This window comes from Acinetobacter sp. Brlt_5, from assembly GCF_051949055.1.
Classification (GTDB): domain Bacteria; phylum Pseudomonadota; class Gammaproteobacteria; order Pseudomonadales; family Moraxellaceae; genus Acinetobacter; species Acinetobacter indicus.
The window spans coordinates 34,247-52,337 of the sequence record NZ_JAYJLP010000006.1 but is presented as its reverse complement, the minus strand read 5'-3'; the positions used below and the strand labels follow the sequence as shown (position 1 = coordinate 52,337).

The window sequence follows — 18,091 nt, the reverse complement described above, 5'->3', positions numbered from 1 at the left end:
ACGACCAAGAAGTTTTCGATCGGTCATTTTTTTTTGTTATGCTAGCCTCCTTGTTTTTATATCGATAAGAAAAGGGTTAGCAATGACATTTACCCGCGCGAAAATTGTAATGGCCATGACACTTGCTGCAGGCCTGGGCCTGACGGCATGCTCGAGCAATAATGATGAGAAAAAACAAACCACGCTTACGGCCAGTGCACCGGCAACCGGGGAAGCCTCTACCCTTTCTGAACGTAATGCCCAGCAGCGTCTGGTCAAAACCCTGGAACAGCATTTTAAAACTGCTGGCATTCAGGCCAAAATCACGGAAGTTAAAACCACGGAAGTCCCGAATCTATACTGGGTCAGCCTGGAAGGCATGTCTGCGGTCTATGCCACCAGCGATGGCAAATACATTTTCCAGGGTGATGTGATCCGTTTAGGCGACAAACAGCTACATAACGTCGGTGAGAGCCTGCAAGCCGGCACCAATAAACAGATTTTTGCCAGCCTGAAAGAGCAGGACCTGCTGATCTATAAAGCCAAGGGTGAAACCAAACACATCATTTATGTGTTTACCGATGTCAGCTGTCCATACTGCCACAAGCTGCATGAACATATGGATGAGCTGAACAGCAAAGGCATTGAAGTACGCTATATTGCCTGGCCACGTGGCGAACAGTTTATTCCGGCCATGGAAAGCGTCTGGTGTAGCCAAGACCGCCATGCGGCCTTTGATCAGGCCATTGCCGGTGCTGAACTGCCTGCCGCCAGCTGCAAAACGCCAGTACGTGAACACTATCAGCTGGGTCTGAATATTGGGGTGAACGGTACCCCGGCAATCTATAGTGCAGACGGGGTTTACCTTGGTGGTTATCTGTCGCCAAGCGAATTGCTGAAGCGTTTAAATAACTAATTTTAATGGGTTAAATTACTGTTTTTTATAGATCAAGAGAAAGTGATTTCTACGCTAGAGTCTTCAGCTTTTTTTAGCTATGATCTAAGCTCGCTTAAAATTGATTAAATATGGAGTGTGACGTGAAACCAGTTCGTCTGGCAATCCTCGGTCTTGGTACTGTGGGTGGTGGTGCCCTTAAACTATTAAAAGAAAATGCTGCTGAGATTAAACGTCGCACCGGTCGTGAAATTGAAATTACCTATGTCGGCACCCGTCGTCCGCGTCCAGACCTGAACCTGCCAGAAACGGTCAAACAAAGCTCGGACCTGCTGGATATCGTGCGTCAACCGGATGTAGATGTCGTGGTTGAAGTCATGGGTGGGATTCATCCTGCATATGAAGTCATTATGGAAGCGATGAAACACGGCAAACATATTGTCACCGCGAACAAAGCCTTGCTGGCTGAACACGGCAACGAACTGTTTAAAGCCGCGGATGATCATGCCGTTCAGATCGCTTATGAAGCTGCGGTGGCCGGTGGTATTCCAATCATCAAGGTGATTCGTGAAGGTCTGGCCGCGAACAAGATTGAATGGCTGGCGGGTATCATTAACGGTACCGGTAACTTCATCTTAAGCGAAATGCGTGAAAAAGGCCGTGCCTTTGCCGATGTGCTGAAAGAAGCGCAAGAACTGGGTTATGCCGAAGCCGATCCAACCTTCGACGTTGAAGGTATTGATGCAGCACACAAGCTGACTATCTTAGCCTCATGTGCATTTGGTATTCCGCTGCAATTTGACAAGGTGTATACCGAAGGCATTAGCAAAATTACCGCGCAAGATGTCAAATATGCCGAAGATTTAGGTTTCCGCATCAAGCATTTAGGGATTGCACGCCGTACCGATGCCGGTATTGAATTGCGTGTGCATCCAACCTTAATTCCTGAAGAAGAACTGATTGCCAATGTAAATGGCGTGAAAAATGCGGTGCTGGTGCAGGCCAATGCAGTCGGTCCAACCCTGTATTATGGCGCCGGTGCCGGTGCAGGCCCAACCGCTTCAGCAGTGGTTGCTGACGTGGTCGATATTGTCCGTGACATCTCCTATACCGAAGACGGTGCAGGAACAATTCCGCAACTGGCCTTCGAAGCCTTAACCGACTTGCCAATTTTAAGCCGTGAACAGATGACCACGGGTTACTATATTCGCATTAATGCCGAAGACCAGACCGGTGTACTGGCCGATGTCACCACTATTTTAAGCCGTGCCGGTATCAGTATTGATGCCATCATGCAGCAATCTCGCTTAAAAGACCTTATTCCTATCGTGATTCTAACTGACCCAGTTCAGGAATCAAAAATGGATGAAGCGTTACAACAAATTCAAGCTTTGCCTGTGATTCATGGCGAAATTGTACGAATTCGTTTAGAATCGCTTGATAATTAATCGGGTCAAGGGGAATATTTCCCCTTGCCAAGCTCTACACACAATTGGAACATCATCATGTCGAATGCCAATCGTTATACTGGTTTAGTTGACCGTTATCGTGACCGTTTACCAGTGTCTGCAACTACACGTGCAATCTCTCTCGGTGAAGGGAATACCCCGCTAATCAAGCTTGAGAACATTCCACGTATTATTGGCAAGAACGTTGAAATTTATGTGAAGTATGAAGGCTTAAACCCGACAGGTTCATTTAAAGACCGTGGTATGACCATGGCCGTAACCAAAGCGGTTGAAGAAGGTTCAAAAGCCATTATCTGTGCCTCCACCGGTAACACTTCTGCAGCGGCAGCAGCCTATGCAGCGCGTGCTGGTATCAAAGCGTTTGTCTTGATTCCTGAAGGCAAAATTGCCATGGGTAAAATGGCACAGGCCATGATGTACGGTGCCATCACCATGCAGATTCGCGGTAACTTTGACGATGGTATGCGTCTGGTGAAAGAAGTGGCCGATCAGGCTCCGGTAACCATCGTAAACTCGATCAACCCGTACCGTCTGCAAGGTCAAAAGACCATTGCCTACGAAATCGTGGATGAACTCGGCCGTGCCCCAGACTACCACTGCCTGCCAGTTGGTAACGCGGGCAATATTACTGCACACTGGATGGGTTATACCGAAGCTGTGGCTAACCAGCCTGCAGACCAGTTTGAACAAGTGGTGTATGATGCGGCAACGGATGCCTTTACTGGTCCAAAACCGGAAGGTTTACCAGTTATGGTCGGTTATCAAGCCTCTGGCGCTGCGCCATTCTTACGTGGTGCGCCAGTTGAAAACCCGGAAACTGTAGCCACTGCAATCCGTATTGGTAACCCGCAAAGCTGGAACCATGCTAAAGCTGTAGTTCGTGATTCACAAGGCTGGTTCGATGAACTGACCGATGCGGAAATTCTGGAAGCTCAGCGCATGCTGTCCATGTACGAAGGCGTATTTGTTGAGCCTGCATCTGCAGCATCCATTGGCGGCGCGATGCGTGACATTAAAGCCGGTAAAATTGCAGAAGGTTCAGTAATTGTATGTACTGTTACTGGTAACGGTCTGAAAGACCCAGACACTGCAATGAAACAGTGCCAGGATGCGGTGATGCTGTCGATTGACGCTACCATGGATCAGGTTCGTGATTCTATCCTTTCAAACATGGATCAATAATTCCGGTTTGAAACAAAAATCCCTGCTCATGCAGGGATTTTTTTATGGCTGAGGTTTTAAGTTCTGCACGATTTCGTACAGAACAATTCAGCTTAAATCCGTTTTGGTAACTGGCTGGTCCAGGACATTAAACGAGTGGCATCGTTATTACGCGCCTGGGTATTGCTGGCCCCTAAAATAATCACCACCGCCGGACGTGAATTTAAAGTGGTGTGCATCACCAGACAACGCCCTGCTTCATTAATAAAGCCGGTTTTGGACAGGTTGATATTCCAGCCGCCATTACGCACCAGCGAATTGGTATTGTTCGATTTCAGCACCCGATAGCCCAGGTTAAAGTCATAGCTTGGTGTGGTCGAAAACTGGCGGATCAGACCATACTGAGAGGCGGTACTGACCAGAATGCCTAAATCACGTGCCGATGATACATTGCGCGGGTCCAAACCGGTCGATTCGGTAAAGCGGGTCGAATGCATACCCAGTTCACGCGCTTTGTTGTTCATTGCGGCTACAAATGCACTGCGTCCACCTGGATAGGTACGCGCCAGTGCTGCTGCGGCCGGGTTTTCTGATTTCATTAAGGCAAATAATAAGGCTTCAGCACGGTTCATCTTGTCGCCCACGCGCAGGGTCGAACTCGAGTTCTTGCCTGCGGCACCGGCAAAATCAATCTGCTGCAAGGTAATTTGCTCGGACATATTTAAACGCGCATCTGCCGTCACTACCGCAGTCATGACTTTGGTAATTGAAGCAATCGGCAACGCGGTATTGGTATTTTTACTGTACAGCACTTCACCAGTATTGGCATCCATCACCAGTGCGGCACGTGCATTCACAGTGGGCTGGTTGCTATAGGATGCGGTATCCAGAATCGGGCTGGTTCTGCTAACCGTGCTGGCGGGCGCCGGTGTACTGGAACTGCGGACCGTGGTGGTAATTTTGGTTGAGCCTTGTGGTGATGGTTCCACCACCTGCTCGGTCACAGAAGTCGTGGCGGTGGTCATCACATCGCCATTCAGCAGCTGATTGGCCTCTTCAGATGACCAGCTTAGCGTTGCCTGGGCGTTACTCCCCGAGGAAGGGTTCATGACGATTTCAGCAGTACTGACTGAACTCATGCCGAGCAGAACCGATGCTCCCAGCACATGCATTAATAACTTCTTAGAATTTTTCACTATTGCTTACTCAACTCAGGGAGGTAAGATACATTTGCGTATTACCTCAAATATGCCTTACATTTACAACACAGCACGGAACCAATTTTAGCCTCCGACATTGTGCAGAATTTTTCACTTTAGGTTAAGAATAGGATGGCCAATTTTGTCGGTTGATTGCAAGCTAATTTTGCTATATGTAACAAAAAAGATGATTTTAGTGAGAGGGAGAGTCTAGGTGATCACAGTTTTAGTGGTAGATGATCATGAATTGGTTCGTACCGGCATCTGCCGTATGCTCGAAGACCACACCGATGTTCAGGTCATTGGACAAGCTGAATCTGGGGAAGAAGCCATTAATCTGGTGCGCCAGCATCATCCCAATGTGGTCCTGCTTGACGTGAACATGCCGGGCATTGGCGGGGTGGAAACCACGCGCCGTTTATTACAGACTGCCCCGGAAACCAAGGTATTGGCGGTCAGTGGTCTGGCCGAAGAACCCTATCCTTCTTTATTACTCAAAGCCGGTGCCAAAGGCTATATCACCAAAGGTGCACCTGTCTCGGAAATGGTGCGTGCCATTAAAAAAGTCATGCAGGGCGGTAAATATTTTAGTGCCGATATTGCCGAGCAACTGGCCAGTTCCTACCTGTCAGACACCCAGCAATCACCGTTCGACAGCCTGTCGGAACGTGAAATGCAGGTGGCAATGATGGTGGTGAACTGTATTAGCGCGCAGGAAATTGCTGACAAGCTGTTCGTCAGCGTGAAAACCGTAAACACCTATCGCTACCGTATTTTTGAAAAACTGAATATCGACAGTGATGTCAAACTGACCCATCTGGCCATTCGCTACGGATTAATTAAACCTTAAGCGGTTTAAGCCTCATGAATATCCGCCGTACGCAAGCTGAACTGAACCAGTACCATCTCGGGCTATGGTACGGGGCGTATCGGCTGATAATTGCCTTCTGTTTGCTGCTGATTTATTTACTCACCACTCAAACTCTCAATCATGATTATCAGCATCCACGGCTGTATGCCGCCAGTCTGGTGCTGTATTTTATTTTTAGCTGTGCCCAGCTGCTGTATTTTCGCTATGTCCGGCACAGGATTCCGCTACAACTCACGCTGATTTTCAGTGTTGATGTACTGGTGCTCAGCAGCCTGACCTTTGCGCTGGATGGACCGAGCCTGCATTTAAGCCTGCTGTTTGTGATTGCGATTTTCGCCGCGACGTTATTGCTGGAAAAAAGCAAGGCGCTGTTCATTACCCTGGTGGCAATGATTTGTGTCACCTATCAGCATTTTGTTGGCACATTACTGGATTTTTCCTCTCTGGATCGCATCGGGCAAAGTGCCCTGCTCTCGTTCCTGTTTTTTATTATTTACCGTTTTGGCCAGATTGCCGTCCGCCGTTTCCAGATTCTGGAGCACCTGAACTTTTCCCAATCACTGGAACTGAACCGGCTAAAGAATATTAACCGCTATATTCTGGAACAGACCGATATGGGCTATCTGGTGCTGGATGAAAACTGCCATATTATGGTCAGTAATCCGGCCGCCTGCCATTTGCTGGGTATTAATCCGCTGTATGCTTTCGACAAATATCCACTGTATAAAGTACAGCCCGACCTGTTTCAATTATTGCAGTTTGACCAGCTCTCTAACGGCGAAAAATTCCAGTTTGAATCGCAGCTCAGTCATTTCCTGATCCAGATTCAGGTACAAAAGCTGGTGGTGCCGCAGCAGACCTTAACCTTGCTGGTGCTGCAGGATGCACGGCAAATCAACCAGCGTGTGCAGCAACTGAAACTGGCAGCACTGGGCCAGCTTTCGGCCAGTATTGCCCATGAAATCCGTAATCCGCTGGCGGCCATTGTCCAGGCCAATCGCTTGCTGGCCGGCAGCGCCCCCGATCAGCAGCAGATGCTGAGCCAGATGATTGACAAGCAGTCGCAGCGCATTGACAAGATCATTGATGACACCCTGAGCATGGTGAAAAATAAGGAAACCACACCGGTGCAGATTGATCTGGCGCGTTTTATTCCGCAGCTGATCCAGGATGATCTGGCCGATCTGGCCAGCCAGATTCAGGTCAGCCAGCCCGAACCTCTGCAGATTCTGTTTGATGAATCCCAGCTGCGTCAGGTGCTGATTAACCTGATCCGTAATGCCCAGCGCCACAATGCGCCGGATCATCCGATTGAACTGCAACTTTATCGCCAGCAGGACACGGTCTATATGGATGTCAAAGATTATGGCAGCGGCGTGGCTTCACATGATATTCGCTACCTGTTTCAACCATTTTTTAGTACCGAAATTAGCGGAACTGGTTTAGGATTATACTTATCACATAGTTTCTGCGAGGCCAATCGGGCCAAGCTGCGCTATGTAGAACAAAAACAAGGAGCATGTTTCAGGATTGAATGCTCACCTGTTGACGTAAATAAATAGTTTTTTGGGGAAGTTTAGTGGAACAACCACTCGTTCTCTTCGTCGATGACGAGGAAGATTTATGCACGCTCATGCAAATGACATTGGCGCGCATGGGGATTCAAACACACGTGGCACACCGGCTGGAGCAGGCACGGCAGTTGCTGTCCAGTCATCACTATGATGCTTGCATCACCGATCTGAATTTGCCTGATGGAAATGGCCTGCAACTGGTCGAGCTGATTGCCCAGCATTTTCCGCAGCTGCCGGTTGCGGTGCTGACGGCCTATGGCAATATGGAAATTGCCATTGCCGCGCTCAAAGCCGGGGCCTTTGATTTTGTCAGCAAACCGATTAACCAGAAACACCTCGAACAATTGCTGGAAAAAGCACTGAATCAGCCGCTGTTTAAAGCACATAGCCAGGAAGCGGACCAGCTGGAACAGCGGATGCTGATCGGGCAATCTCTGCCAATTCAGCAACTACGCACCACCCTGAAAAAAATTGCCCGCTCGCAGGCACCGGTGTTTATTAGCGGTGAATCAGGCACCGGGAAAGAAGTGGTGGCCAATCTGGTGCATCGCCTCAGCAACCGCAGTGACGGGCCTTTTATTGCCATCAACTGTGGTGCCATTCCGGGCGATTTGATGGAAAGCGAATTCTTCGGCCATAAAAAAGGCAGCTTTACCGGTGCAGCGCAGGACAAACAGGGCCTGATCCAGTCAGCACACGGCGGTAGCCTGTTCCTGGATGAAATTGCCGAACTGCCGCTCAATATGCAGGTGAAACTGCTGCGCGCGGTGCAGGAAAAACGGATTCGTCCGGTCGGTTCCGATACGGAAATTGATGTTGATTTCCGGATTATCAGCGCCAGCCATCAGGACCTGGAAGCATTAGTCCAGCAAGGCCGGTTCCGTCAGGATCTGTTCTTCCGGATTCATGTGATGGATATTGTGCTGCCGCCACTGCGTGAGCGCGGTCAGGATATTTTATTGCTGGCCCAGCATTTTATTCAGAAAATTGCCCAGGAATGGGATATACACAGCAAAACCCTGTCGGAACGTGCCCAGCAGTTTTTGCTGGAACAGTATTATCCGGGTAATGTGCGTGAGCTGCGCAATATCATTGAACGTGCCATGACCTTGAGTGATGATGATGTGATTGATCTGCCGCATCTGCAGACCGCACCGTTACGCAAGATGGCGCCACTGGCCGAGCCAGAAACCGACACTGCAACACCGGTTACAGCCGATGCCCTGCCCGCTGCTCCGCGTAAACTGCCGGAAGAAGGACTGGAGCTGTTTCTGGAGAAAATCGAAAAAGAGATTTTGCTGAATGCGCTGAATCTGACCCATTGGAACCGGACTTTGGCTGCGAAAAAACTGGGGATGTCGTTTCGTTCCCTGCGTTATCGGCTGAAGAAATTCGGACTGGATACCGATGAATAAGGCGCGCTAACCCTGCGCCTATTTATGACTTAACAGCAGCTCTGCAACATGGTCCAGATAATTGTCTTCTTTCATATCCTGTTGCAGTGCATAACGCTGGTTCGGTTCAATCCCGACCCCTTCAATCATTTTGCCTTGCGGGGTGTAATAGTGGGAAACTGTCATTTGTAAGGCGGTGCCATCTGACAGCGGAAACAGCTTCTGCACCACCCCTTTGCCATAACTTTTTTCACCAATCACCCAGGCACGGCCATGATCTTTTAAGGCGGCAGTAAACACTTCTGCAGCCGAGGCCGAACGCTGGTTAATCAGCACACCGACTTTCAGGTTCTGAGATTCAAAACTCGGTAAAGCCTGAAATTGCTGGTCGCCTTCAGCGCGGCTTTTGGTAGAAACAATTACGCCCTGATTCAAGAACAGATCGGCTGATTCAACCGCCGAGGACAGTAAACCACCCGGATTATTGCGCAGATCAAACAGCACTGCCTTTAACCGCGGTGTACTGTACTGCTCGATCAGTTCCTTGATTTCATTGGCAGTATCTTGCTGGAAGACTTTGACTTTAATCAGTAACACCTGATTACTCAGCATCTGCGCCTGAATATCGGTTTCGACTTTTCTGTTGCGTACCAGACGAATCGGCTGCGCGCTTGCGGTCAGTTGCAAGGTGATATTAGAGCCAACCGCGCCCATCAACAAGGCATTGACCTGATCCTGATTGAGCTTTTGCAGTTCCTGATTGTCGATTTTAAAAACCGAAATACCATTACGCAGGCCTTGTTTGGCCGAGTCGGCATCGGGTCTTAAATTATGAATCTGCCATTGATGCTGCTGGGCATCGTAACGTAAATTAAAATCGACCGAGGCCAGATCGCCTTCGGTATATTGCACCAAGGCACGGTAATCTTCGGCATTCAGATAACGCGAATACTGGTCCAGTCCGGAAACCAGACCTTGAATGGCTTGAGCAAACAAAGCTTCGTCACTTTTTTCCGTGACATAATTGGCTTTGACCAGCCCATAAATTTTGACAAACTGCTGGATCGATTCGACCGGCACTTCCACATAGTCCTGCTCAGTGGTTTCTTCTAGTGCCAGCGGATCTTGATCTTCTGCCGCCCAGACAGGCAGGTTCACACACATCATCAATGTTGTTGCAACAAGCATGCGTTTCCAGTGTGGAACCATCCTTTCACCTATCTGTTGGCAGTTTATGGAGTCAGGGTAATTAAATTACGCCCTTGCATTTCTGCAGGAATTGGCAGTTGCATCAGACTTAATAAAGTCGGTGCTACATCGGCCAGAACACCACCTTCTGCAATCACCGCCTGGGTCGGGCCAGCATAAATAAACGGCACCAGCTCGGTGGTATGCTGGGTATGAACCTGACCACTGTCATAGTCCTGCATCTGCTCGACATTACCATGATCAGCAGTAATCAGCATATGACCCTGCTTGGCCATTACAGCTTCATACACACGGCCCAGACAGGTATCCACTGCTTCTACCGCTTTCACCGCTGCATCAAACACACCGGTATGACCCACCATATCGCCATTGGCATAGTTGACCACCAACAAGTCATATTCACCTGAATTGATCGCTGCCACCAGCTCATCTGTCACTTCATACGCGCTCATTTCTGGCTTGAGATCATAAGTTGCTACATTTGGTGATGGAATCAGAATGCGCTTTTCGCCCGGATATTCATCTTCACGGCCGCCACTAAAGAAGAAGGTCACGTGTGCATATTTTTCGGTTTCGGCAATACGCAGCTGGGTTTTACCCAGGTCTGACAGGTATTCACCGAGCGAGTTTTTTAATGCTTCTGGCATATAAGCCACAGGTGCATCAATGGTGGCCTGGTAACGGGTCAGCATCACAAACTTGGCCAGCTGCGGCACCACTTTACGCTCAAAACCGGCAAAGTCGGTTTCCACAAAGGCTTTGGTCAGTTCACGGGCACGGTCTGCACGGAAGTTCATGAACACCACGCTGTCGCCATCCTGAATTGCCGCAACCTCACCAATACGGGTAGCTTTAACAAATTCATCGCTTTCATCGGCTGCATAAGCTGCGTCCAGACCAGCTACGGCGGTTGCTGCAGTACGGACTGCTTCACCTTCTGTTAACAGACGATAAGCCTGTTCTACACGATCCCAACGATTGTCGCGGTCCATGGCAAAATAACGGCCGATCATGCTGGCAATCCGGCCTTGGCCTGGATATTGGGCAAACAGGGCATCCAGTTTTTGCAAAGAGGGCTGCGCACTTTTTGGCGGAGTATCACGGCCATCCAGAAATGCGTGTAAATAAACAGTTGCACCACGTTTCAGCGCCAGCTCCGCCATTGCCACAATATGGTCTTCATGTGAGTGCACGCCACCTTCCGACAGCAGGCCCATTAAGTGCACGGCACCGCCCGCAGCTTTGGCTTTCTCGACTGCATCGACCAGCACTTCATGTTCAAAGAAAGCACCGGTACGGATATCTTTGGTAATGCGGGTAAAGTCCTGATATAGCACACGGCCGGCACCCAGGTTCATATGGCCCACTTCGGAGTTACCCATCTGACCATCTGGCAGGCCCACATCTTCACCTGAACCTGAAATCAACCCATGCGGATGCTTTTCCTGCATAGCGGTCAAATTTGGACGTTGTGCCGCCAGGAACGCATTGTCCTCAACAGCTTCACGATGCCCAATACCATCCATAATGACCAGTACGTGAGGGATTTTGCCTGCAGTTGCATCCGTCATAGTTCACACTCTTTTAGTCTACAAATTAATCGCATATCTTACCGAATTTTCAGTTCGGACACCATGCACGGCTGATGGTTTCAACCGCGCCACACTATCGTTTTGTTCAATTGCCGGCTTATCGGGCGCGTTGCAGCAGATAACCACCCACCACAAACATCAGAATAATCGGGATAAACACAAACCAGGCTGGAGATGGCGCATAAATCAGGCTGGCATAACCGAGGAAATCCTGTAAATAGAAAAAGCCCAGGCCGACAAACAAGGCAATCACCAGACGGAAACCCATCGACTGCTGGCGCAGCGGTCCAAAAATAAAGGAACAGGCAATCAGCACCAGCGCAATCAGGGCAAATGGAGAACCAACTTTTTGCCAGAAAGCCAACTGATAGCTTTTCGGCACCTGACTGTACTCATGCATATAGCTCATGAAGCTGACCAGCTGGCTGGGTGATAAATCTTCCGGGTCGATGGTGACCATGTGTACATATTTCGGTTGCAAAGCCAGCGATAAAGGCTGCGTGGCCTGCTGATCAGCAATAGCATTGCCCTCTGGCAGAATGTCCATTTGGCGGCTGTTTTGCAGTGACCAGGCGCCATCTTCGACAAACTGGCCCTGTTCGGCATTTAAGGTACCGCGTAAGCGGAAGTTATCATCGAAGTCGATGACCTGAATATTCTTCAGTGTGCCCTGCGAGTTGGCATAGTCAATATAAATAAAGCGCTGCCCTTCGCGGGTCCAGTAGCCTTTGACTTCACCGAGTTCAGCCACGCTGCGATGTTTCTTGACGCTTTCTGCGCGCTCGTTGGTATAGGGAATCACCCATTCACTTAAGGCAAAAGACAGCACCACCAGAATAAGCGCCGAACGCACCACCCAGCCGACAATCCGCCACAGGCTGATACCAGCGGCACGCATCACAATCAACTCACTGTTTGAAGCCAGCGTGCCCAGGCCCAGCACCGCGCCAATTAATGCGGCAATCGGGAGAATTTCATACAGATAACCGGGCGCACCCCAGAGCACATGCCATAAGGCATCCAGCGCGCCATAGCCTTCTTTTAGGGAACCGAGTTCACCCAGATAGGTAAATAATACCTGTAAGCCGGACAACACCGCGGTTGCCCCCAACATCGCCAGTGCGGTCGTTTTGGTCACATGCTTGGCCACTATACGACGTGCGAACATATTAAGACCTCACTCGCTGAATCTGTTTCTTGATTTTGGGTGCCAGTTTCTGTTTACGCGAGAACAGCGCCGCCGCAATGGCATAGACCATCAGCACCAGCGGATAGGCCCAGATACCCATTTCTTCTTTACTGATCCGGGTTTTGACCGCCATTAGCGCCACAATCAGGCTGGCAAAAATCAGCAGGGCCGGAAACAGTTTTAAATAACGTCCCTGACGCGGACTGACTTCTGATAAAGCCACCGCCAGCAGCAGCGCCACCAGAATTGAAAACGGTACGAAGATGCGCCAGCCCAGCTCACTGGCCACCACCGGGTCCTGACGGTTATCCCACAATTGCCCGATTGGCAGGGCTTCCACTTCGGTGCTCTGGAATTTGGCTTCCTGATCACTTTCCAGACGCAAACGATAGCTGGCAAATTCAGCCTGAGAATACTGCGGACGATCCGGATAAATTTCATAACGGCGCCCTTCGACCAGATCGACCACATTGGCCGGATCATTGGACAGTTCAATCCGGGTCGCCTCTTTGGCCAGAATCATGATATCCGGTTTGCCCGGACGGTCAGCACGCTGGTAGAAGAAAATATCTTTCAGATTACGCCGGTCTTCTGACAGGTCGCCGGCATAAATGGTATATGGCCCCGAAGAAATAAACTCTTTTGGCCGCACCAGATCGAAACCGGTACGGACCGCCTGATTGGTGGTCAATTCTTCAAACTGGCGAATCCCCCACGGTGCTGCCCAAACCATCAGCATGGCCTGCACCGCCAGAAATACCACCGTCATCGGGACTAATAAACGTGCCAGTTGGTTACGACTGACACCGCTGCCATTTAACACTGCCATTTCATGATCGACATAAAGCCGGCCAAACACCAGCATCAGGCCAATAAAAAAGCCCAGTGGCAAAATCAGGGTTAAAAATTCCGGCAGACGGTAGCCAATAATGCTAAACAGAATCCCCGCATCCAGACGCCCCTGCGCGGCGACGCCAAAATACTTGATCAGCCGGCCACCCATCATGATCAAGGTCAATAAGGCAATCACAACCAAGGATGTCGACACAACTTGCTTGACCAGATAACGCCGAATAATCAAATTAATGCTTCCAGAAAACGAGGGAATAAAACTAGCGATAGTTTACCCGAATGTTGAAAATATAAAACCTATACTGTTGTTTCACATTGAAACTCTATTCATGAAAATGTTTCAATGGTTTAATGGTTTTAAAATTTTAAAAGGCCTATATAACGCATATGAAACTGACGATTCATCCGACATACCAAGACAATGTCACCGCAGCTGCTTTATTTATTCTGGTCGATGCCGATACCCTTCGTACAACCGCAGATCGCTATAAAATCAAAAATTTAGATAGCATCACCCAGGCCGTACAATTTAAATCTGGCTTTAATGAAAGCTTAAGCCTGACAGCACAGGACAGCTTGCCGGCATTCAGCCAGCTGCTTGGCCTGGGTTCAAGCAGCGAATTACAGCCGGCTAAACTGGCCAAACTGGCGCAAACCATTGTAAAAACTGCACAGAAGAAATTTAGCAGTATTGCGGTAGATCTATCAGTCCTGCCACAAGAACTGCATTATATTTTTGCCTTGAGCCTGACCCAGGCCGCCTACGGTTTTGATGAATTTAAAACCAAAAAAAATGAATTTGTATTAGAGCAGATTCAATTGATTGCCACACAAAGCCCGTTAACTGCCCATCAGCTGAAATTTATTGAAGCGGTACATACTGGTCAGAATTTTGCCCGCGATTTAGGCAACCGTCCGGGGAACATCTGCTTCCCGGAATATCTGGCTGATCAGGCACTGGCACTGGCAGAAGAATTCCCGGATTTACTCAAAGTAACCGTGCTGAATGAACAGCATATGGCTGACCTGGGCATGGGTGCGTTCCTTGCGGTCAGCAAGGGTTCCGAGCGTCCGGGCCGCATGATTACCCTGGAATACAAGGCCAATCTTGAGCAGGCACCTATTGTACTGGTCGGTAAGGGTATTACCTTTGATACCGGCGGTATTTCCCTGAAACCGGGTGCTGGCATGGACGAAATGAAATTCGATATGTGCGGTGCAGCCTCAGTCTTGGGGACCGTACGTGCGCTGTGTGAATCACGCTTGCCGATTCATGTGGTGGCAGCCATTGCCGCAGCGGAAAATATGCCATCGGGCAAAGCCACCCGTCCGGGCGATATTGTCACCACCATGAGCGGTCAGACTGTCGAAATCCTGAACACCGATGCCGAAGGCCGTCTGGTGCTGTGTGATGCCCTGACCTATATCCAGCGTTTTAACCCGGCACTGGTCATTGACGTGGCGACCTTAACCGGTGCCTGTGTGATTGCGCTCGGTTCGGTGTTAACCGGTCTGTTCACACCAGATGATGAACTGGCACAGGAACTGACCCAGGCCGGCCAGCAGAGTTTTGACCGCGTATGGCGTATGCCGGTGATTGATGACTATCAGGAACAATTAGATTCACCTTTTGCCGATATTGGCAATATTGGTGGTCCAAAAGCCGGTTCTGTGACTGCAGCCTGCTTCCTGCAACGCTTTACTCGTGACTATCGCTGGGCGCATCTGGATATTGCCGGCACTGCCTGGAATTCAGGAACCCATAAAGGTGCAACAGGCCGTCCGGTACCGCTACTGATGCAATTCCTGGCCAACCGTGCAGAGCAGCATGGCTAAAGTCAGCTTTTATCTGTTTGAAAAAAGTCCTGAACGGCAAGTGGACAGCACTTGCCGTTTATGCCGGAAAATCCTGCGTGAACCACAGCGCATCTGGCTGTATAGCGCAGACCCGGCATTGCAACGGGCGCTGGATGAACGGCTGTGGAGCTTTGATGCCGGCAGTTTTATTCCGCATGGTATTGATGAGCCTACGGCACAGGTCTGTATTTCAGCGCAGTTGCCAACTGAAAATGATTGGATTGTGTTTAATTTTAACGAACAGGCTCTTGAACAGTTCGCCAAATTTAGTCACATTATCGAAATCATTGAAAATCATGAAACCGCCAAACAGCTTGGCCGGGAAAAATATAAACAATATCGTCGTTTAGGCATTGAGCCGCAAACCCACAAATTATAGAACCACCCCAAAGGAGATGCAGCGTGGCATTAAATGTTGGTCCAGATTTTAAACAGCGCTGGTTAACTGCGCCTGAAGCTGTGCGTCAGACCTTTATTGATGACCTGCATCGGATTAGTGAGGTACTGCAACCGGACAGCGACCTAAAACGCTGGGTAGAGTACGATCAGCAGCAACAGCAACAGTCCTTTCAGAAAATTGATCAGGCCTATGCCGAACTGAAAATCCAGTTAATTGAAGAAGCGCGTATTCGCCGCCAGCAGATGCTGGAGCAACGTCTGGCCCAACAACGCGCCGATCAGGCCGCGTATGCGCAGGCTCTGTATCAGGATGAACTGCAGCAGTTTGCTGCACAGACCGAAACTCTGGCCAGTTTACGCACCCAGCTGGACCAGGAGATTCTGGATTACACTGCACGTTATCAAAAAAATCCGGAAAATGGCAGTTTCAATTTTGCCAAAGGCGTAGGTATAACCGACGAGCAGCTTCTGTCGGAACTCGACAGTGTCCGATTACGTCTGGAACTGGAAGCCGAAACCCGGATTGAAGAAGCAGTACAACAGTTCCGCAGCCAGTTACAGGCCGCTGCCCAGGAAGAAATTGAATATATTTTAAAACATTCCCAATTTTCCAAAGAGACCTAAATGTCGGCCTTCTGGCGTGAAAAACCCGGCACGGTGTCAGTAAATGCAGATTTAAACCGGCCCATCTGAAGGATAAATCGGGCTGTGGGGCAGAATTTCTCGCCAAATGTCATGAAAGTGAAATATTTTTGTCACAAGATAGTCATACTTTGAATAGCAGTACTGCTGCCTTTTAAAGTAAAAATTATTTTTATAATTAGGGTTTAAAATGGGTATCTTGACACAAATATCGAGCAAAATTGACCATCTGCATAGTGGTGAACAATGGCATATTACTGCTCAGGATTTATTAATCAGCCGTGCAGATTTCCAGTCGCTTTATATTTACCTGACCAAAGAAGCTGAAAAGGGTACATTTTCTTTGGCACCGGTCGCCGAAGCCAGTCCACGTTTAGGTGGCACTTCCGTCACAGTGATCAAGCACTAAGGTTCGGAATTTCTCCCCGCAAGATAAAAGTCCACCCCGCGTGGGCTTTTTTGTGCATGCGGTTTCTCTGCACTGTTGCTATTAAAAAATATGACCCAGCCACGACAGGATATTGCCCAGCCCGTAACCGATGGCCAATAAAGACACAATCCAGATGATGCCACCGGCAATGTTATAGGCCATAAAGCTGGCGATGGGCATATGTCCGGAACCGGCGGCAAACGGCGCGAAAGAACGGACAAAAGGAATAAACCGCGCAATAAGAATGGTTTTACCGCCATGCTTCATAAAATAGCGGTTGGTTTTGACGATATATTCCGGTTTGAAATAGCGCGAATGGTCGTTAAAAAACTTCAGCCCCAAGACCTTGCCGGTATAGTAATTCACGCTATAGCCAAGAATAGAGGCCAGGCACAGTAAAATCGCCATATAGTGTAAATGCACCACGTCAGTGGTTGAACATAAGGCGCCAATGGCAATCAGCAGGCTGTCTCCCGGCAGGAAAAACATAAACACTGAACCGGTTTCCGCAAAGATAATCAAAAATAAAATTGCATAAATCCAGCCCCCATAGTTGTTGAGCAACACAGGTAGCCACTGTTCAAAATTTAGCAAAAAATCAATCATCTACACTTAACCAACGTAAGTTACTCTGTTTCGCGCAGCCTGAATTATCGCTAAAAATAAAAAAACAGTCTAATTTTTTCAATCAGACTGCTCTGTACAGCAGCGTCAGGACTTATTTTAAGAAGCCATTTTCGGCCAGAAAGTCCATGCTGATTTTCGATTGTGCCGTGGTTTCTGCGGCTTTTTCGCCCAGCAGTAAACGCTCGATATAACGCGCCAAAACATCCACTTCCAGATTGACTTTGCTGCCCGTTTTCCAGGTACCAATATTGGTACGCTCTGCGGTATGCGGAATCAGGTTCAAGCTGATCACACTACCACGCAAATGGTTAATGGTCAGACTAATGCCATCTACCGTCACCGAACCTTTTTCGGCCAGATATTTGGCAATTTCAGCCGGTGCAGTGACTTCAAAATATAAAGAACGCGCATCTTCACGCACCAAAGTAATTTCACCCACGGCATCGACATGGCCACTGACAATATGTCCGCCAAAACGGGTGGTCGGCAACATGGCTTTTTCCACATTCACTGGCTGGCCAACTTTCCAGTTACCCAAGGTAGTCCGGTTTAAACTTTCTCGTGACACATCGGCCGCGTACCAGTTATCGCCCCACTCAATCACGGTCAGGCAGATGCCGTTGGTGGCAATCGAATCCCCCAGATGGACATCGGACATATCCAGATCGGTCTGAATACGCAGGCGGACATCACCACCGACACTTTGCAGGCTGTCCACTTTGCCCACGCTTTCAATAATTCCTGTAAACATA

The 18,091-nt window shown here is 49.1% G+C and carries 17 protein-coding genes; 10 read left to right on the top strand and 7 right to left on the bottom strand.

What is annotated here, in order from left to right; translation table 11 throughout:
* Positions 1-82 precede the first annotated feature (82 nt).
* The 3 genes from VF685_RS05680 to thrC all read left to right on the top strand — a co-directional run bounded on the left by VF685_RS05680 (position 83) and on the right by thrC (position 3,525).
* A complete protein-coding gene (locus tag VF685_RS05680) occupies positions 83-895 on the top strand; it encodes a DsbC family protein (RefSeq protein WP_127801562.1) in 813 nt (270 codons plus the stop codon).
* Between the two features lie 122 nt (positions 896-1,017).
* Positions 1,018-2,322 (top strand): homoserine dehydrogenase, encoded by a 1,305-nt coding sequence (locus VF685_RS05675; RefSeq protein WP_016659702.1) that lies wholly within the window; start codon positions 1,018-1,020, stop codon positions 2,320-2,322.
* 57 nt (positions 2,323-2,379) lie between these two features.
* The gene (thrC, locus tag VF685_RS05670) at positions 2,380-3,525 is read left to right on the top strand and encodes a threonine synthase (protein WP_005181581.1); all 1,146 of its coding nucleotides are present in this window, start codon (positions 2,380-2,382) and stop codon (positions 3,523-3,525) included.
* Between the two features lie 92 nt (positions 3,526-3,617).
* Here the strand turns inward: thrC and VF685_RS05665 are convergent, their stop codons facing one another.
* Positions 3,618-4,700: a serine hydrolase gene (locus VF685_RS05665; protein WP_127799456.1), complete on the bottom strand. Its 1,083-nt coding sequence runs from the start codon at positions 4,698-4,700 to the stop codon at positions 3,618-3,620.
* A 217-nt stretch (positions 4,701-4,917) separates the two neighbouring features.
* Here VF685_RS05665 and gacA point away from each other — a divergent pair, with 217 nt between their 5' ends.
* The 3 genes from gacA to VF685_RS05650 all read left to right on the top strand — a co-directional run bounded on the left by gacA (position 4,918) and on the right by VF685_RS05650 (position 8,563).
* A complete protein-coding gene (gene gacA / locus VF685_RS05660; protein ID WP_005181577.1) occupies positions 4,918-5,553 on the top strand; it encodes a response regulator transcription factor GacA in 636 nt (211 codons plus the stop codon).
* 14 nt (positions 5,554-5,567) lie between these two features.
* Complete coding sequence (locus tag VF685_RS05655; protein WP_286385190.1) at positions 5,568-7,136, top strand: sensor histidine kinase; 1,569 nt, start codon at positions 5,568-5,570, stop codon at positions 7,134-7,136.
* A 71-nt stretch (positions 7,137-7,207) separates the two neighbouring features.
* A complete protein-coding gene (locus VF685_RS05650) occupies positions 7,208-8,563 on the top strand; it encodes a sigma-54-dependent transcriptional regulator (RefSeq protein WP_042119426.1) in 1,356 nt (451 codons plus the stop codon).
* A gap of 18 nt (positions 8,564-8,581) precedes the next feature.
* On the opposite strand, the gene VF685_RS05645 is transcribed toward VF685_RS05650, so the two are convergent.
* The 4 genes from VF685_RS05645 to lptF all read right to left on the bottom strand — a co-directional run bounded on the left by VF685_RS05645 (position 8,582) and on the right by lptF (position 13,613).
* Complete coding sequence (locus VF685_RS05645) at positions 8,582-9,751, bottom strand: S41 family peptidase (RefSeq protein WP_104489941.1); 1,170 nt, start codon at positions 9,749-9,751, stop codon at positions 8,582-8,584.
* 23 nt (positions 9,752-9,774) lie between these two features.
* Positions 9,775-11,322 carry a 2,3-bisphosphoglycerate-independent phosphoglycerate mutase gene (gpmI, locus tag VF685_RS05640; protein WP_005181570.1) on the bottom strand — a complete coding sequence of 516 codons (1,548 nt, stop codon included), beginning with the start codon at positions 11,320-11,322 and terminating at the stop codon, positions 9,775-9,777.
* 118 nt (positions 11,323-11,440) lie between these two features.
* Complete coding sequence (gene lptG, locus VF685_RS05635; protein ID WP_005181568.1) at positions 11,441-12,511, bottom strand: LPS export ABC transporter permease LptG; 1,071 nt, start codon at positions 12,509-12,511, stop codon at positions 11,441-11,443.
* A gap of 1 nt (position 12,512) precedes the next feature.
* Positions 12,513-13,613 (bottom strand): LPS export ABC transporter permease LptF, encoded by a 1,101-nt coding sequence (gene lptF / locus VF685_RS05630; RefSeq protein WP_005181567.1) that lies wholly within the window; start codon positions 13,611-13,613, stop codon positions 12,513-12,515.
* A gap of 158 nt (positions 13,614-13,771) precedes the next feature.
* Here lptF and VF685_RS05625 point away from each other — a divergent pair, with 158 nt between their 5' ends.
* The 4 genes from VF685_RS05625 to VF685_RS05610 all read left to right on the top strand — a co-directional run bounded on the left by VF685_RS05625 (position 13,772) and on the right by VF685_RS05610 (position 16,691).
* A complete protein-coding gene (locus VF685_RS05625) occupies positions 13,772-15,220 on the top strand; it encodes a leucyl aminopeptidase (RefSeq protein WP_152342161.1) in 1,449 nt (482 codons plus the stop codon).
* Positions 15,213-15,620, top strand: coding sequence for a DNA polymerase III subunit chi (locus VF685_RS05620; RefSeq protein ID WP_005181563.1), 408 nt, complete (start codon positions 15,213-15,215; stop codon positions 15,618-15,620). The genes VF685_RS05625 and VF685_RS05620 overlap by 8 nt, the downstream gene beginning before the upstream one ends.
* Positions 15,621-15,643: 23 nt before the next feature.
* Positions 15,644-16,264, top strand: coding sequence for a cell division protein BlhA (blhA, locus tag VF685_RS05615; RefSeq protein WP_127801555.1), 621 nt, complete (start codon positions 15,644-15,646; stop codon positions 16,262-16,264).
* A gap of 208 nt (positions 16,265-16,472) precedes the next feature.
* Positions 16,473-16,691 carry a hypothetical protein gene (locus VF685_RS05610; protein WP_005181560.1) on the top strand — a complete coding sequence of 73 codons (219 nt, stop codon included), beginning with the start codon at positions 16,473-16,475 and terminating at the stop codon, positions 16,689-16,691.
* Positions 16,692-16,772: 81 nt separating this feature from the next.
* On the opposite strand, the gene VF685_RS05605 is transcribed toward VF685_RS05610, so the two are convergent.
* Together VF685_RS05605 and VF685_RS05600 are read right to left on the bottom strand one after the other, a co-directional pair.
* Entirely contained in the window at positions 16,773-17,318 is a 546-nt protein-coding gene (locus VF685_RS05605; RefSeq protein ID WP_127801554.1) for a VTT domain-containing protein, read from the bottom strand.
* Between the two features lie 112 nt (positions 17,319-17,430).
* Positions 17,431-18,090, bottom strand: coding sequence for a riboflavin synthase (locus tag VF685_RS05600; RefSeq protein ID WP_005181557.1), 660 nt, complete (start codon positions 18,088-18,090; stop codon positions 17,431-17,433).
* Position 18,091 lies beyond the last annotated feature (1 nt).

Coding starts and splice junctions, on each gene's coding strand:
- VF685_RS05680 (WP_127801562.1), top strand. CDS start 83: ATGACATTTACCCGCGCGAAAATTGTAATGGCCATGACACTTGCTGCA.
- thrC (WP_005181581.1), top strand. CDS start 2,380: ATGTCGAATGCCAATCGTTATACTGGTTTAGTTGACCGTTATCGTGAC.
- VF685_RS05655 (WP_286385190.1), top strand. CDS start 5,568: ATGAATATCCGCCGTACGCAAGCTGAACTGAACCAGTACCATCTCGGG.
- VF685_RS05650 (WP_042119426.1), top strand. CDS start 7,208: ATGCAAATGACATTGGCGCGCATGGGGATTCAAACACACGTGGCACAC.
- VF685_RS05645 (WP_104489941.1), bottom strand. CDS start 9,751: ATGGTTCCACACTGGAAACGCATGCTTGTTGCAACAACATTGATGATG.
- gpmI (WP_005181570.1), bottom strand. CDS start 11,322: ATGACGGATGCAACTGCAGGCAAAATCCCTCACGTACTGGTCATTATG.
- lptG (WP_005181568.1), bottom strand. CDS start 12,511: ATGTTCGCACGTCGTATAGTGGCCAAGCATGTGACCAAAACGACCGCA.
- VF685_RS05625 (WP_152342161.1), top strand. CDS start 13,772: ATGAAACTGACGATTCATCCGACATACCAAGACAATGTCACCGCAGCT.
- VF685_RS05620 (WP_005181563.1), top strand. CDS start 15,213: ATGGCTAAAGTCAGCTTTTATCTGTTTGAAAAAAGTCCTGAACGGCAA.
- VF685_RS05610 (WP_005181560.1), top strand. CDS start 16,473: ATGGGTATCTTGACACAAATATCGAGCAAAATTGACCATCTGCATAGT.
- VF685_RS05605 (WP_127801554.1), bottom strand. CDS start 17,318: ATGATTGATTTTTTGCTAAATTTTGAACAGTGGCTACCTGTGTTGCTC.
- VF685_RS05600 (WP_005181557.1), bottom strand. CDS start 18,090: ATGTTTACAGGAATTATTGAAAGCGTGGGCAAAGTGGACAGCCTGCAA.